This window comes from Pseudomonas huaxiensis (assembly GCF_003231275.1).
GTDB classification, from domain to species: Bacteria; Pseudomonadota; Gammaproteobacteria; order Pseudomonadales; family Pseudomonadaceae; genus Aquipseudomonas; species Aquipseudomonas huaxiensis.
This window is the reverse complement of record NZ_QKVL01000007.1, coordinates 91559-107202: the sequence shown is the minus strand read 5'-3', so window position 1 is coordinate 107202 and position 15644 is coordinate 91559. Positions and strand designations below refer to the sequence as shown.

Here is a 15644-nt window from a genome sequence, read left to right as displayed (position 1 = left end):
TCCTTGTCATCAGGGGGCTGTATGAAAGAGTCCGATCAAGTTGCAAAGCCCAGCACACAACAGCCGCTGCAACCGCCGTCGCACGCGAGTGTGTATCGGCAGTTTCTGATGGCGCGCGAACGGAAAACGGCGCTACGGGCATTGCATGTGCTCGGGCGGGTCCATCGCATCCTCAATCTGTCTCATGCAGCCAGCGGTTCGTTGAATCTGCTGCGTTACATCTCGAACGCCGAGGTTTTTGACGCGACGCTTCGTACCCTCGACGGTGAACGAATTCTCGGCCTTCCAGGCTTCAAGCAGGATGCCGAGCGGCTGCATGTGATGGACAACCAGATTGGACTGGCGACCAATGCCGTTGATTGTGTGTTCTGCCAGAACCTGCTGCCGGAGTTACTCACTTCGGAGGAGCGGCTGGAATTGCTCAGGGAGTTTTCCAGAGTGACGTCCAAGTGGCTCGTCGTTTCCCACACCGTGAGTAACCGCCGCCGCGCATCCCACGCCTTGGGAACGCTGCTCCCCGGCAGAACGGCGCGCCGCGCAATTGCGGACGACCTGATGAGTTTCGAACTGGCCAAGGGTGGGTTCGATGTGGTGGCGAAGATCCGGGTGGGTCCTGTTATTTCTGATTACTGTTTTTATGTTTCCAAGCTAAGGAAACCGCTCTAAGTCCTCGATGAGATAAGTAAATGCGTTCTTCAAGACTCGTAAAATTCGCACTGGTCTCAGTGTCGATTCTGCTTCTGTTCGCCTTGGTGAAAGGTTGTTGGTACATCTACCAATACCAACTGCTGGACCGTTGGCGTTTCAACATTGGTCACGCACTGCAGGACAAGCCCTCTGGGAAGCTGGACAGCTACCGACCGGTGATTCAGGCGAAGAAGGTCGATGGCAATGGTCTTTCTTCGCTGACCTACAACACTGATACCGGAACACTGTTCACCTTGGGCGACGACACGCCAGAGATCCTGGAGCTGACTACCAAGGGTGAGGTGCTCCGCCGCATTCCTATGGAAGGTTTCGACGAAACAGAAGCCATCGAGTACATCGGCAATGGCAAATACCTGGTTCTGGAGGAACCGTACAACCGAATCTCGATCGTCGAGATTGGCGCGGATACCAAGGTGCTCAACACCTACATTTCCCGGATTTCGCTTGAGATCGAACTCAACAACTTCAACAAGAATTTCGAGGGCCTGGCCTATTCGAAAAAGCTTGGAAGGATCTACGTCGCCAAAGAGCGTAATCCCATCAGGATCTACGAAATAGACGGGTTCACGAGCCCCGACAAGACCAAGGACATGGTTGTGCGTGGGGACATCGCCCGCGAGCAGCGACTGTTCATCAAGGACCTGTCCGGACTGGAGGTGGATCCGGAGACCGGTCACCTTCTGGTGCTGTCCCATGAGTCCCGCCTGATCACCGAACTCGATGACCAAGGACGTCCAATCAGCACGTTGTCGCTGCTCGGCCTGGGCAGCGATTTGGACAAACTGGTGAAACAAGCCGAGGGCATCGCGCTCGGCCCTGACGGTACGCTCTATGTGATGAGTGAGCCGAACCTGTTCTACGTGTTCAAGAAGAAGCCCTGATTGGGGCACTCTCGACCGCTGCTATCGGTCGGTTACGGTAGCGGCGGTTCGACCACTGGCTTCGCCAGGTCAGGGCGAAGGTCACCTGGATGTCAGCCCGTTCACTCGCTAGCTTCACCGGCGTTTTGGTAATAACCGCGGTGTGAAAGATGTGCTCTGCAAACCGCGTGGGGCATGATTCCTTAAGCAGAACGGAGGGCGCGTCTGAGGATGAGGGGATTGCTTAAATATGCATAAATTTCAGTGGCTTACGTTTAGCTGACAGACTTTATTGTTTGAGGCTTTGGCTGAACCCCGATATCGGTCGCACTGTGACAGCTTTACCGAGTTGTCTGATAGCTGTGATCCCCCCGTAATCCGGGGGGCAGAGATGACAGACTTTATTGTTGGAGATTACAGGCAAGGGAGCGTCTTTCATACGCTCCCTTTGCTTTTCCCCTCGCTGTAAATTCCCCGCCTCAGCCATTTTTCCGAGCAGTTTTCCAGCAATGTTCGGGAAGTCTTGCGCCTGCAATGTCAAATTGCCATTCTCCTTGTGCCTGCATCCTTTCGTAGAGTGATCACGCTTGGCGCACTCGAACGGATAGCAGCCGGAACGTCTCAGAGAGCTCGCCAACACATGGCACGCCGTATCGGAAGTCATCCATGAATATAAAAAAGAAGCTGACGTGTGCATTCGGCGTAATCGCCGTCATCCCGGTGGCGTTGATCGCATGCCTGGTGGTTTACAACCTCAATGAACAAGCCAGAACCGGCTTCGTGGATACCTCCAGCCGGGAGATCCGGCAGATCGACAATACGGTCAATGTGTTTCTCGATTCCATCGCTCAGAACGTCGCGCAGTGGGCCGACGATCCATTAGTCGTCAATGCCAAGGACTTGAAGGTTTACACCGGCGGCGACGCCCCGAGCATTCCATTACCGGAAGGCAGCCGCCTGTTGCTCGAGCACTTCACCCGTTACGCCAAGGCGCACCCGACTACCGCGTTCGTCTCGATGGCCCGCAGCGACGGTCAATATGTGGCCTGGCCTGACGAGCCGGGCCTGAAAAACTACGATCCGCGCCAACGCCCCTGGTATCAAAAGGCGCTCGCCAACCCTGGCAAGGTTTCCCGCACCGGCGCGTACCTGTGGGGTAACGAAGCGTTGATTTGCACTGTACGCACGATTCACGGCCCCTCCGGGGAAGTGGTCGGGGTAATGGGGACGGACGTTTCGCTGGCACAACTGGCCGGATTCATTGGCAAGACCAAGCTCGGCGAAAGTGGTTACCTGATGCTGGTCGAGGACACTGGCGCGGTGCTGGTGGACCCCAGCAACCCGGCGCATGCCTTCAAGCAACTCAAGGACCTCGGCGGCGATTACGAGCGTTTGGCCAGCACCAGCAAAGGTCTGATCGAAGTTGATCTGGGCGGCAAGCGCTACATGGCCAATATCTGGACGTCGCCAACGCTGGGCTGGCGCTTTGTCGGCCTGATCGAGAAAAGCGAAGTGATGGCGGATGTCACGCGCCTCACCTGGACCATCACGGTCATCGCCTTGGTGCTCGCCGCCCTGTTCGCGGTGCTGGGTGCTGCGTTCGCCAACCTGATCGTCAACCCGATCAAGGGTGTGGCCGGCAGCCTTGAGGACATCGCTCAGGGTGAGGGCGATCTGACGCGCTCACTGCAGGTGAAGGGCAATGACGAAACCGCCGCGCTGGCTGGCTGGTTCAACCAGTTTGTCGAGCGTATCCGCGCGCTGGTGCAGCGCATCGGTAATGCGTCCGCCGATCTGCAAAGCGCCTCGGAAACCAACAGCCGCGTCGCTTCGAACATGGGCGACGCCACTGGCCGCCAGCGTCAGGCGGTGGAACTGGTATCCACGGCGTTCAATGAGATGGTGGCCACGGCCAACGAAGTGGCGAGGTCGTGCAGCAATGCCGCGTCGTCCGCCGATGCCGGTCAGCGTCAGGTGAGCGCCGGCCAGCAGCAGATCGAGCAGGCGACCAGCAGCGTCACCCGCCTGAGCGAAAACCTGCAGCAGTCCACCGAGGCGATGCAGGAACTCGAACGCGAGAGCCAGGACATCAACACCATCCTCGGCACCATTCGTTCCATTGCCGAGCAGACCAACCTGCTGGCGCTCAACGCTGCTATTGAAGCGGCGCGGGCGGGCGAGCAGGGGCGTGGTTTTGCGGTGGTTGCCGATGAAGTCCGCGCCCTGGCCAAACGTACCGCCGACTCCACGGGTGAGATCGACGGGCTGCTCGGCGGTCTGGCCCGACGCGCCCAGGATGTGACCCAGCAGATGCACAGCAGCCTGAACATGTCGCAGCACAGTGTCGGCTGCATCCGCGAAGCGCGGGACAGTTTCGAAGACATTCGAGCGTCGGTGGACGCGATTCGCGACCAGAGCAATCAGATCGCCACGGCCGCGGAGGAGCAGCATCAGGTGGCCGAGGACATCAACCAGCACATCATCCAGATTCAGGCGGATGCACAGTTGATCGAGGAGCTTGCGGGTTCCGCGCAGGCGGATTCGCGGCAGTTGAATCAACTGTCGCAGGAATTCCTGGATTTGGTGTCGCGTTTCAAAACCTGAGGTCTCATCGCTGGCAAGTCGGGAACTCCTGCTTGCCAGCGATGAGCGTGTTCAGATCTGCATTGCCATGCCGTCAACGTTCATTGCAGCCTGGCGCAGGGCTTCCGAACGCGTCGGATGCGGATGACAAATCAGTGCGATGTCTTCCGCCGAGGCGGCGAACTCCATGGCTACGCAGTACTCGCCGATCATCTCGCTGACACTCGGACCCACCAGGTGCACGCCCAGGACCTGATCGGTCTCGGCGTCGGCGATGACTTTGGCGAAACCTTCTGTCTCGTGGTTGATCTTCGCCCGGCTGTTGGCCATGAACGGGAATTTTCCGACCTTGTAGGCGCGACCTTCCGCCTTTAGCTGCTCTTCGGTCTTACCGACAGTGGCCAGCTCCGGCTTGGTGTAGATCACACCCGGGATCAGGCCGTAGTTCACTTCGTGCGGCTTGCCGTGGATGCGCTCGATGCAGGCGATGGCTTCGTCTTCGGCCTTGTGCGCCAGCATCGGCCCGGAGGTGACGTCGCCGATGACCCAGACACCCGGCACGCTGGTGCGATGGCCCTGGTTTTCCAGCATGCCGCGTTTGTCGGTCTGCAGGCCGACGCTGTCCAGGCCCAGGCCCTCGGTATACGGCCGACGACCGATGGCCACCAGCACGTAATCGGCTTGCAGTGTCTGGGCTTCGCCGCCAGCGGCGGGTTCCAGGGTCAGGCTGACGCCGTCGGCCGACGGGGTGGCCTGGGTGACTTTGCTACCGAGCTTGAAGGCCATGCCTTGCTTGTCCAGGGAGCGTTGCAGGGTCTTGGCGGTTTCTTCATCGATGCCCGGGCAGATCCGGTCCAGATACTCGATCACGGTCACTTCGCTGCCCAGCCGGCGCCACACCGAACCCAGCTCCAGGCCGATCACGCCAGCACCGATCACCACCAGGTGCTTGGGCACTTGCGGCAGCGACAAGGCGCCGGTGGAGTCGATGATGCGTTGGTTGTCGATGGTTACGCCGGGCAGGGGAGTGGGCTCGGAGCCGGTGGCGATGACGATGTCCTTGGCGGCATAGTCGCTGACGTTGCCCTGGTCATCGGTGACCTTCACTTTGCCGACGCCATCCAGGCGGCCCCAACCCTTGATCCAGTCCACCTTGTTCTTGCGAAAGAGAAACTCGATGCCTTTGGTCAGGCCGGTCACGCTCTCTTCTTTCTGCTTCATCATTTGCGTCAGGTTCAGGCTCGGCTTGACCTCGATACCGAGGTGAGCGAACTCGGCGCCACTGGCCGCTTCATAGAGCTCTGATGCATGCAGCAGTGCCTTGGAGGGCATGCAACCGACGTTCAGGCAGGTGCCGCCGAGGGTCGAGCGGCCCTCGATGCAGGCGACGCTCAGGCCCAGTTGTCCGGCGCGAATGGCGGCGTTGTAACCGCCGGGGCCGCCGCCGATGATGATGACGTCGTAGCTTTTCATTGTTGTGCTCCCGGATGAAGGATCGAAAGTGGCGCCAAGGTTAGTCGCTCAAGCGATGAATTGTATACAATTTACGGCGTGTTTTTACACAAAGCTAATTCCGCTGAATGGTTTCGATAGCGTCAGACTATGGTGCTAATAGCCTGAAAGATCTTACATATGAACTACCCTTTTCCCATGACGTCCTACGAATGTATGGGAGGGTCCACTTTATGCTTGTGCAACTTCCACCCGCGCTGCAAAGCCTTCATCTGCCACTTCGCCTACGGCTCTGGGATGGCCATGAGTTCGATCTCGGTCCCCAGCCGCAGGTAACCATTCTGGTCAAGGATCCGACGCTGATGAGTCAGCTCACCCATCCGGGCCTGGATGAACTGGGTACGGCATTTGTCGAAGGCAAGCTGGAACTGGAAGGAACCATCAGCGAGGTCATCCGCATCTGCGATGAACTCAGCGAGGCGTTGCTCAGGGATGAAGAAGACGACGTACCCGTACGCAGCGAGCATGACAAGGCCACCGACGCGGCCTCCATTTCCTACCACTACGATCTGTCCAATGCGTTCTACCAGCTCTGGCTGGACCCGGACATGGCCTACTCCTGCGCGTATTTCAAGAATGCCGATGACAGCCTGGAACAGGCCCAGCAGAACAAGTTCGAGCACCTGTGTCGCAAGCTGCGCCTCAAGCAGGGCGATTACCTGCTGGACGTAGGATGTGGCTGGGGCGGGCTGGCGCGTTTCGCCGCTCGGGAATACGGCGCCAAGGTGTTTGGCATCACCCTGAGCAAGGAGCAGTTGAAGCTGGGTCGCGAGCGGGTCAAGGCCGAAGGGCTGCAGAAGCAGGTTGACCTGCAAATCCTCGACTACCGCGACCTGCCCCAGGATGGTCGTTTCGACAAAGTGGTCAGTGTCGGCATGTTCGAACATGTCGGTCATGCCAACCTCGACCTTTATTGCCAACGCCTTTTCGGCGCGGTGCGCGAGGGTGGCCTGGTGATGAACCACGGGATCACCGCCAAGCACCTGGACGGTCGTCCGGTGGGGCGTGGGGCGGGAAACTTCATTGAGCGCTATGTGTTTCCCCATGGGGAGTTGCCGCATGTGTCGATGATCAGCGGCTCCATCAGTCAGGCCGGGCTGGAAGTGGTGGACGTGGAAAGCCTGCGGCTGCACTACGCGCGCACGCTGAAGTTCTGGAGCGACAACCTTGAAGCTCGACTCCAAGAAGCGTCCGCCATGGTCCCGGAAAAAGCCTTGCGCATCTGGCGGCTTTATCTGGCGGGCTGTTCCTACGCGTTTACCCGCGGCTGGATCAACCTGCATCAGATTCTCGCGGTCAAACCCAAAGCGGACGGCAGTCACGACCTGCCGCTGACCCGCGCCGACCTCTACCGCTGAGCGCCACTCGCTAAAGGATCGGAGAAATCAGCCGCGCGATACGCATCCCCAGTTGTTGCAAGCGGTGCGTATCGCGGCTGTCCTCCGGGGTGATTTCCCGGGCCTGGTCGAAGTCGTTGACCAGCATCTGCTCCACCTTGGTGGCGAATTCCGCGTCGATTGTCACCAGCATGATTTCGAAATTCAGGCGAAAGGATCGGTTGTCCAGGTTGGCGCTGCCAATCGCGGCGACGTCGTTATCCACAAGCACCACTTTCTGATGCAGAAACCCCGGCTCATACCGAAACATCCGCACGCCGGCGCGCACCGCTTCGAAGGCGAACAGGCTGGAGGCGGCGTAGACGATGCGGTGGTCGGGGCGTGAGGGAATCAGGATGCGCACGTCCACGCCGCGCAGGACCGCCAGGCGCAACGCGGCGAACACCGCTTCATCAGGAATGAAATAGGGGCTGGTTATCCACACCCGTTCTTGTGCCGCGTGGATGGCATCGAGGAAAAACAGTGAGCAGGTTTCTTGTGGATCAGCCGGACCGCTGGCCAGGACCTGACAGAGCATGCCGTTTTCCGGGTAGGTATCCGGCAGGATCAATGGCGGCAATTTCCGCGCGGCCCAGAACCAGTCTTCGGCGAAGGATTCCTGCAAACAGGCCAGCACCGGACCACCCACCTGAACATGGGTATCGCGCCAAGGCGATAGCCGAGGATTGCCGCCGAGGTATTCATCGCCGACGTTGTGTCCGCCGACAAAGCCCGTTACACCGTCCACCACCACGATCTTGCGGTGATTGCGGAAGTTCACCTGGAAGCGGTTGAACCAGCCGCGGCGAGTGGCGAAGGCGCGGATATCGACGCCGCCTTCGCGCAGGACCTGACTGTAACGAGTGGGAAGGGCGTGACTGCCCACGCTGTCGTAAAGCACATAGATCTTCACGCCCTCGGCGGCTTTCTTCAGCAGCAATGCCTGAAGCTGACGGCCCAGGTCATCGTCATGAATGATGAAGAACTGTACCAGCACTGTATCGCGAGCCTGATCGATAGCATTGAAGATCGCCTTGAAGGTGGCCTGGCCATCGATCAGCAGTTTCAGCGTGTTGTTTGCCAGGCACGGCATGCGACTGAGTCGGGGCAATGCGCGCAGGCCGGCATAGGCAGGCGAGTTGCTGGCGGCCAGTGCTTCCTCGACCCAGGGGCGCCAGTTCAGGTCGGCCATGGCGATGTGCATTTCCTGGTTGGCCTGGCGTCGGGCCTGGATGTAGGCGTCGAAGGTACGACTGCCGAAGATCAGGTAGGGAATCAGTGTCAGGTAAGGGATGAACAGCAGCGACATCGCCCAGGCAATCGCCCCTTGGGCGGTACGCACGGTGAACACCGCATGCGCGGCGGCAATCAGGCCGAGCAGATGAATTGCACCAATGAGGTAACCGAAGAACTGGGGGCTGTGGTAGTCCATATACGTCCTGCCGTCCGCAATCAGGGTCCTAACAGACCATGTTCCACACGTGTCTTGCAACCCGGTGGGCAATTTGTCGTCTAATCCGTAGTCCGGCACGGGGCCGGAGTTTTCGGGAGTCATTAGATGAACATTCGCATGTCGATGCTGGCGCTGCTGGTTGGCCTGTCGAGTCCTCTGGTTCAGGCGCAGATGCTGCAACCGGGGTTGTGGGAGCTGACCACCAGCAACATGCAGGTCGATGGCAACGCGCTGCCTGACATGGACTTTATGCTCGGGCAGTTGAAAAACCTGCCTCCGGAGCAGCGCGCGATGATGGAAGGCGTGTTGGCCAAGCAGGGCGTAACGGTGGCGGGCAAGGGTGTGCGTTCATGTCTGACGCCAGAACAGGTGAAGACCGACAACATTCCTTTGCAGGACCCACAGTCGGGTTGCACCCAGCGGATCACCGAGCGCAATGGCAATGTCTGGAAGTTCGAGTTCAGTTGCCCCAAGGCGCAGGGCACCGGGCAGGCGCAGTTCGTCAGCGATCGTGAATTCCTGACCAAGGTTCATGGCACCTTCAACGCAACCGGCGCCAAGCAACAGGGCAGCATGGATACTCGCGCGGTGTGGCTGGGAGCCGACTGCGGAACGGTCAAGCCGCGCAGCTAAGACTCGTTCCGCGACACCTTGGTTACCAGTTCCAGTGGCTTTGGGCGACAGCGTCGTGGGCGTGCAGGCTCTCTGCATGTTCCACGCGCAACTGGAAGCCGGCCACGGAGGGCACCTGCTTCAGGACCCGGTTCAGGCGGCGGGCAGCGTCTTCGCAGAACATCAGGTTCTGACCATTGGCCAAGGCGAAGGCTTGTTCGTCCGCTCGTTTCACGGCGGTTTGTACCGCGGTGCCCAAGGCAGCTTCCGCCTGATCAATTACTTCGAGAATTGGCAACTGGTCGCAGCCCTGCTTGAGCCGCACCCGCAACTTGGCTGTGCTGCGCTGGCTGTGAGGTGTAGCGACGATGCCCTGAGCGCTACCGAGCCAGCTCAATACTTGTTCATGGGTCAGGTTACGGTTGCCGAAGTCAGTGAGGAACTGTTGTTGAATCAATTGTCTGGCCAGCGCCGCCGAGCAGGGGCAGGTTGAGGAATAGATAACCTCGGCATTTAGTTCCACGTGGAACATTTCATCTTCCAGCCGCGCATCGATAACTACTGGATAGCGCTTGAAACCGGATTCCGAACTGACTAACGCCGCGCGTTCGAGCAGTACGTCGAAGCGCAGGGTGAGCTGTGCGCGGGTGGAAAGGCCTTCATGGCTGTCGAGAAATTGCCTGAGTACGCGATGGATCAGGTGAACCGACAGCGGTTCGTCCTTGAATACTGCGAGCGCGAGATACAAGCGAGACATGTGAATGCCGCGTGAAGTGCCATCGCTCAGGTTCACGCCCGCGTCTGCGGTCCCATGAAGGGTTTGCTGATCCAGACGCAAGGCAAGCGCGATGCCACACATGCCAACCCATTCCAGCGGCAGGGATTGCTGGCTGGCTTGTGCAGCAATATCGGGGAGGGTCAGGGCGGTCATAGTGCGAGCCGTCAGTGAAGAGATCGCAATAAGTTACATTATAACAATTCGAATGCCAGCACTTTTTCTTCGCCTCACTGGCAGCCGCTGAGTCGGTTGCAGCGCAGGTTGAAGCGCTGACCGCTGGAACTGGAGACGCGGTTGAGGGTGGTCCAGCCCACTCGCCGGCTGTATCCGACCCAGGCTTCACCGTCGCTGGCGATGCCCGTGTAGAAGGTCAATTGGCCATAGCGGCTGTTGGTCTGAGCCCAGCGGCGTTCGCTCGGTACATCGTAGCCGCGCAGGTAGGTTGTCGCGCCTTGGGTCTGCACGCTGTAGTAGCTGCCCTGACGATCGGCGCAGGCCAGCAAATTGGCGCTGCGCGTGCAGGTTGCCGGTTCGCTGCGTGGCATGGCTTGGGCGCCGCTGGCGATACAGAACAACGTTATCCACAGCAGATGATTCCGTGACGTCATGAGTGCCCTCTCGCTTTGGACGTGGACAGGCGGTTGATGAAAGTGCATTGTTATAATGTAACAATAAACCAATGCATCGTTCGAATGCACTTTGCCGCTCTGATGAGGAACCGCGCCATGCCCGATCGTCTCCCCGTAACCGTGCTCTCTGGCTTTCTTGGTGCCGGCAAGAGCACGGTGCTCAACCATGTGCTGCGTAACCGCGACAACCTGCGGGTCGCCGTGATCGTCAACGACATGAGCGTGATCAATATCGACGCCACCGAAGTGCAGCGCAATGTCAGCCTCAATCGCACTGAAGAAAAACTGGTGGAGATGAGCAACGGCTGCATCTGCTGCACCTTGCGTGAAGACCTGCTGGAAGAAGTCAGCCGCTTGGCTGCGGAAGGCCGCTTCGACTATCTGCTGATCGAGTCCACGGGGATCGCCGAACCGCTGCCGGTCGCGGAAACTTTCACCTTCCGCGACGACCAGGGCCGCAGCCTGGCCGAGATGGCACGGCTCGATACCATGGTCACCGTGGTCGACGGTTTGAATTTCCTCCGTGACTATCAGGCGGCCGAGAGCCTGGCGAGTCGTGGTGAAACCCTGGGGGATGACGACGAGCGCTCCATCAGCGACCTGCTGATCGACCAGGTGGAGTTCGCCGACGTGATTCTCTTGAGCAAGATCGACCTGATCAGCAGCCATGAGCGCGAAGAACTCAGCGCAATCCTTCGCCGTCTCAATGCTCATGCGCGAATCGTACCGATGCTGATGGGGCAGGTAGACCTCAACGCGATCCTCGACACCGGCCTGTTCGACTTCGACCGCGCCTCCAGCGCGCCGGGCTGGCTGCAGGAGCTGCGGGGCGAGCATGTACCGGAAACCGAGGAATACGGTATCGCCGCCAGCGTCTGGCAAGCCCGGCGCCCGCTACATCCGCAGCGGTTCTTCGACTTTATCCACAGGCCCTGGAGCAATGGCCGCCTGCTGCGTTCCAAAGGCTTCTTCTGGCTGGCCAGCAAATACCAGGAAGCGGGAAGCTGGTCGCAGGCTGGCGGCATGATGCGCCATGGTTTCGCCGGGCGCTGGTGGCGCTTTGTCCCGAAAGCACAATGGCCACAGGACCCGGAAAGCACTGCCGCGATTCTTCAGCAATGGGACCCGGAATCCGGCGACTGCCGTCAGGAATTGGTGTTCATCGGTCAGCACATCGACGTGCCGCGCTTGCATGCCGAGCTTGATGCCTGCTTGCTCAGCGACGCCGAAATGGCCCTCGGTGCAAACCGTTGGCGTCAGTTGCCGGATCCGTTTGGCGCCTGGCATGAAGAGGAGGTGGCCTGATGCAAGTGGCCGAGGCACTGGCGCCGGTGCGCCAGGTATTTGGAGAGACGCCGATGGCGCTGACCGAGGCCCTGCTCGACGGCGTCAATCTTGCGGTATGGCAGCGGCGTTTGCCGGCGCACATCAATGACTTCGCCACGCTGTTGTTGTCGTTGAATGAGCCGTTGGCCGAATCCTTCACTTTGACGGTCGGCAAGGATGGTCAGATGCCACCGCTTGATGGTGTGGCCAGTGCTTACACGGATCTGGCCGGTTATGACGGCTTCATCGCCGACCTGGCCTGGCTGATCGATGCCTACGTCTGCCTGCTCGGTGCCAAGAGCGTCGGTGTTCGTCTGCGCGCACTGGAGCGGGCCATGTGCCCGCGGTTTCATGTCGATCATGTGCCGTTGCGTTTGATCACCACTTACGCCGGGCCGGCCAGTGAGTGGCTGGAGGAAAGCGCGGTAGATCGGCGGCGGCTGGCACAGGACGAGGTGGACAGCGCCGATATCCGGCAACTGACCTGTGGTGATGTGGCGCTGTTCAAGGGCGAGAAATGGCTGGGTAACGAAGGCGCCGGCGTGGTTCACCGTTCGCCGGCGCTGGCCAACGGCGAACGGCGTTTGATACTGACCCTTGACTGGCTGGCATGAGCGCGGAGCATAGTGCTGAAATTTCCCGCTGAAACGGCTTTCCATGCTGAAGAACATTCCCACCCATCTGATCGCCGGCCCGCTTGGGGCCGGCAAGACCAGCCTGATTCGCCACCTGCTCAGCCAGCGTCCGGCCGACGAACGCTGGGCTGTGCTGATCAACGAGTTTGGTCAGATCGGCCTGGATGCGGCGCTGCTCAGCACTGATGACGCGGGCGTGAGCATGGGCGAGGTGGCTGGCGGCTGTCTCTGCTGCGTGAACGGTGCGCCGTTTCAGGTTGGCCTGGCCCGGTTGCTGCGCAAGGCGCGACCGGATCGCCTGTTTATCGAGCCTTCCGGTCTTGGGCATCCGGCGCAATTGCTGGCGCAACTCCGATTACCGCCGTGGCAGGGCGTATTGGCGGTGCAGCCGGCAGTGCTGGTGCTCGATGCCGAAGCGCTGGCCGCCGGCGCGGAGCTACCGCCGGCGCAGGCACAGGCGTTGACCGATGCTGGCTTGCTGGTACTGAACAAAGCATCGGTTGTGGATGACAAAAGCCGCCTGTGGATAACCTCGAAACTGCCTTCAGTGCCGATTTTCTGGACAGATCACGGGCAGTTGCCGCTCGATGAACTGCCATCCAGCCCGCCCTCGGCAGTGGATAACTCGGTTGTGGATAACCTTTTGCCCGCCGGTCCGCCTTCTGTTATTGCGCTGTGGACGGACATTTCCCAACCGATATGCACTTATCAACAGCTCCCGGAAGGCTGGAGCATCGGCTGGCGATTTCATCCACAGCAAAAGCTTGAGAGGGCGCAATTGCAGAAGTTTGTGGAAAAGCTCGGCTGGCGTCGGGCGAAGATGGTGGTGCACGGCGCGCAAGGCTGGTACTCCGCCAACGCCGTGGCGGGGCAGGCGCTGGAATGGCAGGAAAGTGCCTGGCGGCGGGATTCGCGGATCGAACTGATCTTCGATCAGGCCCAGGAACCCGCAGTGCTTGAGCGGCGCATGCTCGCCTGCCGCTTGCCTGTGGATTAATGACGCGAGCGGCTGTGTTCCTGGCGCCACTGCTTCATTTCGATGACGTTGTCGCCATGCACGGGCGGTTTGATCTCGAATGGATACGGCGCGAGTTCGATCTGCACGCTGTGGGCACCGAACTGGGTGACCGTCCCCGGGTGGCGCTGCTCGCCGGTGACGGTGAATTCGAAGTTATACACACGCGCTAGCCGTTTGCGGCCATTGGCGTCGCGGACGAAGGCGATCTTCTTCAGCGCGACGTTGCCGTCGAGCAGCTCAAGATCAAGCTTCGCGCAGTGCAGCTTGACCCGCTCCAGCGCCTTTTCCCGCAAGCCGTGGTTGTGCCACAGCCACGCGCCCGCCGTGGCAAGCAACATCAGCACCAGGATGTTTTCGAGGGTAACCATCTACACATGCTCCAACGAGGTGTGCCCAGCTTAACTGCCGCCCCGGTCTGTCGTACAGGTGGCATTTGGCGCCATACTGCGCGCCTTGTTTGTCATTCAACCGTTTTGGACGCCCTGCATGAAACGTACGCCGCACCTGCTCGCCATCCAGTCTCACGTTGTGTTTGGCCACGCCGGCAACAGCGCCGCGGTGTTCCCGATGCAGCGGGTCGGGGTCAATGTCTGGCCGCTCAATACGGTGCAGTTCTCCAATCACACTCAGTATGGCCAGTGGACGGGAGAAGTGCTTGCTCCAGCTCAAATTCCCGCGTTGGTGGAAGGGATTAGCAATATCGGTGAGTTGGGCAATTGCGACGCAGTTCTATCCGGCTATCTGGGCAGTGCTGCGCAGGGCCGCGCGATCCTCAGCGCGGTAGCGCGAATCAAGGAAGCCAACCCGCGTGCGCTGTACCTTTGTGACCCGGTGATGGGCCATCCGGAGAAGGGCTGCATCGTTCCAGCCGAAGTCAGTGATTTTCTTCTTCGCGAGGCCGTTGCGGCCGCCGATGTGCTCTGCCCGAACCAGCTCGAGCTGGACAGCTTTGCCGGTCGATCCGCCGAGTCGCTGGAAGACTGTGTGGGCATGGCCCGTGCACTGATGGCGCTTGGACCGAAGGCGGTACTGGTCAAGCACCTGTCCTACCCCGGCAAGCTCGCGGATGACTTCGAAATGTTGCTGGTAACCGAAGACGGTAGCTGGCATCTGCAACGCCCGCTGCTGGCGTTCCCGCGCCAGCCGGTCGGCGTGGGTGACCTGACGTCTGGTCTGTTCATCGCTCGGCTGTTGTTGGGCGACAACTGGGTGACGGCCTTCGAATTCACCGCTGCGGCAGTGCACGAAGTGCTGCTGGAGACCCAGGCCTGCGGCAGCTATGAGCTGGAAGTGGTGCGGGCCCAGGATCGCATCGTGCACCCACGGTTGCGTTTCGAGGCCCGGCGTCTTTCGGTTTAGATCGAGTCGAGATCGACCTTGAGCTCCTGGTAACGCTTCTCCAGTTCCTGACGGATCAGACGGCGCTGCTTGCCCTGCAGGAAGCGTCGCTTTTCCTCTGCGGATTGTGGCTGGCGTGGCGGCACGGCCACTGGCTTGCGGTCATCGTCCACCGCGACCATGGTGAAGAAGCAGCTATTGCTGTGGCGCACCGAGCGCTCGCGGATGTTCTCGGTCACCACCTTGATCCCCACCTCCATGGAGGTGTTCCCGGTGTAGTTGACCGAGGCAAGGAAGGTCACCAACTCACCGACATGCACCGGCTCGCGGAACACCACCTGGTCCACCGACAGGGTCACGACGTAGCGACCGGCATACCGGCTGGCGCAGGCGTAGGCCACCTCGTCGAGGTACTTGAGCAGGGTGCCGCCGTGGACATTGCCGGAGAAGTTGGCCATGTCGGGGGTCATCAGGACGGTCATCGATAGCTGGGCGTTTCCGGGTTCCATAATCTGCTCACGGTAAGGTTGCGCTGAGGCGGGGTGGCGCGGTTTGTCCATGCTTCTTTCCCCTATGAATTGCCATCTTGAAAACGGGACGCTGACACCTCGCCTCTCGTCACGCGTTTCATGCCATTTGCGGTGATGGAAGTGCCGATCTGTTTCTACATATTGCACGACCATTTTGCAGCAGTCGTCGGTGATAACCTCCAGAAACGACTTTGTAACAGGTCTATTTCCTACATTTAAAACAGAAACGTCCGCAACTCAATCCGAGCTGGGGTTGGGTCGTGCTTTGTTCTTCGCATGAGAAGTA

General features: G+C 59.9%; 15 protein-coding genes and 1 pseudogene. 10 read left to right on the top strand and 6 right to left on the bottom strand.

The features are described from left to right. Positions 1-21 precede the first annotated feature (21 nt). The 4 genes and pseudogenes from DM374_RS10965 to DM374_RS34300 all read left to right on the top strand — a co-directional run bounded on the left by DM374_RS10965 (position 22) and on the right by DM374_RS34300 (position 4172). Entirely contained in the window at positions 22-666 is a 645-nt protein-coding gene (locus DM374_RS10965) for a hypothetical protein (RefSeq protein WP_110969839.1), read from the top strand. 20 nt (positions 667-686) lie between these two features. Further along, a complete protein-coding gene (locus DM374_RS10960; protein ID WP_110969838.1) occupies positions 687-1589 on the top strand; it encodes an SdiA-regulated domain-containing protein in 903 nt (300 codons plus the stop codon). Positions 1590-2234: 645 nt separating this feature from the next. Continuing rightward, positions 2235-3317, top strand: a pseudogene (locus tag DM374_RS34305) (cache domain-containing sensor histidine kinase); the annotation flags it as partial. 87 nt (positions 3318-3404) lie between these two features. After that, positions 3405-4172: a methyl-accepting chemotaxis protein gene (locus DM374_RS34300; RefSeq protein WP_404821330.1), complete on the top strand. Its 768-nt coding sequence runs from the start codon at positions 3405-3407 to the stop codon at positions 4170-4172. 51 nt (positions 4173-4223) lie between these two features. On the opposite strand, the gene lpdA is transcribed toward DM374_RS34300, so the two are convergent. Then, positions 4224-5624, bottom strand: coding sequence for a dihydrolipoyl dehydrogenase (gene lpdA, locus DM374_RS10950; protein ID WP_110969836.1), 1401 nt, complete (start codon positions 5622-5624; stop codon positions 4224-4226). Between the two features lie 212 nt (positions 5625-5836). On the opposite strand from lpdA, the gene cfaB reads away from it, so the two are divergent. Beyond that, positions 5837-7021, top strand: coding sequence for a C17 cyclopropane fatty acid synthase CfaB (gene cfaB, locus DM374_RS10945; RefSeq protein WP_110969835.1), 1185 nt, complete (start codon positions 5837-5839; stop codon positions 7019-7021). 10 nt (positions 7022-7031) lie between these two features. On the opposite strand, the gene cls is transcribed toward cfaB, so the two are convergent. Continuing rightward, a complete protein-coding gene (cls, locus tag DM374_RS10940) occupies positions 7032-8471 on the bottom strand; it encodes a cardiolipin synthase (RefSeq protein ID WP_110969834.1) in 1440 nt (479 codons plus the stop codon). Between the two features lie 126 nt (positions 8472-8597). On the opposite strand from cls, the gene DM374_RS10935 reads away from it, so the two are divergent. Further along, the gene (locus DM374_RS10935) at positions 8598-9125 is read left to right on the top strand and encodes a DUF3617 domain-containing protein (RefSeq protein WP_110969833.1); all 528 of its coding nucleotides are present in this window, start codon (positions 8598-8600) and stop codon (positions 9123-9125) included. A 22-nt stretch (positions 9126-9147) separates the two neighbouring features. On the opposite strand, the gene folE2 is transcribed toward DM374_RS10935, so the two are convergent. Both folE2 and DM374_RS10925 read right to left on the bottom strand, forming a co-directional pair. Beyond that, positions 9148-10035 carry a GTP cyclohydrolase FolE2 gene (gene folE2, locus DM374_RS10930; protein ID WP_110969832.1) on the bottom strand — a complete coding sequence of 296 codons (888 nt, stop codon included), beginning with the start codon at positions 10033-10035 and terminating at the stop codon, positions 9148-9150. A gap of 74 nt (positions 10036-10109) precedes the next feature. Next, positions 10110-10490 (bottom strand): glutamine synthetase, encoded by a 381-nt coding sequence (locus tag DM374_RS10925; RefSeq protein ID WP_110969831.1) that lies wholly within the window; start codon positions 10488-10490, stop codon positions 10110-10112. 117 nt (positions 10491-10607) lie between these two features. On the opposite strand from DM374_RS10925, the gene zigA reads away from it, so the two are divergent. Genes zigA through DM374_RS10910 form a run of 3 tightly spaced genes read left to right on the top strand, consistent with a single transcriptional unit; the run spans position 10608 to position 13469 of the window. Next, positions 10608-11816 carry a zinc metallochaperone GTPase ZigA gene (zigA, locus tag DM374_RS10920; RefSeq protein WP_110969830.1) on the top strand — a complete coding sequence of 403 codons (1209 nt, stop codon included), beginning with the start codon at positions 10608-10610 and terminating at the stop codon, positions 11814-11816. After that, a complete protein-coding gene (locus DM374_RS10915; RefSeq protein WP_110969829.1) occupies positions 11816-12451 on the top strand; it encodes a DUF1826 domain-containing protein in 636 nt (211 codons plus the stop codon). The genes zigA and DM374_RS10915 overlap by 1 nt, the downstream gene beginning before the upstream one ends. Before the next feature lie 43 nt (positions 12452-12494). Then, complete coding sequence (locus tag DM374_RS10910; RefSeq protein WP_110969828.1) at positions 12495-13469, top strand: CobW family GTP-binding protein; 975 nt, start codon at positions 12495-12497, stop codon at positions 13467-13469. Here the strand turns inward: DM374_RS10910 and DM374_RS10905 are convergent. Then, positions 13466-13858, bottom strand: a complete 393-nt coding sequence (locus DM374_RS10905) for a DUF3301 domain-containing protein (protein ID WP_110969827.1) — start codon at positions 13856-13858, stop codon at positions 13466-13468. The genes DM374_RS10910 and DM374_RS10905 overlap by 4 nt on opposite strands. A gap of 118 nt (positions 13859-13976) precedes the next feature. Here DM374_RS10905 and pdxY point away from each other — a divergent pair, with 118 nt between their 5' ends. Further along, positions 13977-14849, top strand: a complete 873-nt coding sequence (gene pdxY / locus DM374_RS10900) for a pyridoxal kinase PdxY (protein ID WP_095158890.1) — start codon at positions 13977-13979, stop codon at positions 14847-14849. Here the strand turns inward: pdxY and DM374_RS10895 are convergent. Continuing rightward, positions 14846-15337 (bottom strand): acyl-CoA thioesterase, encoded by a 492-nt coding sequence (locus DM374_RS10895; RefSeq protein WP_110969826.1) that lies wholly within the window; start codon positions 15335-15337, stop codon positions 14846-14848. The genes pdxY and DM374_RS10895 overlap by 4 nt on opposite strands. Between the last annotated feature and the right edge of the window lie 307 nt (positions 15338-15644).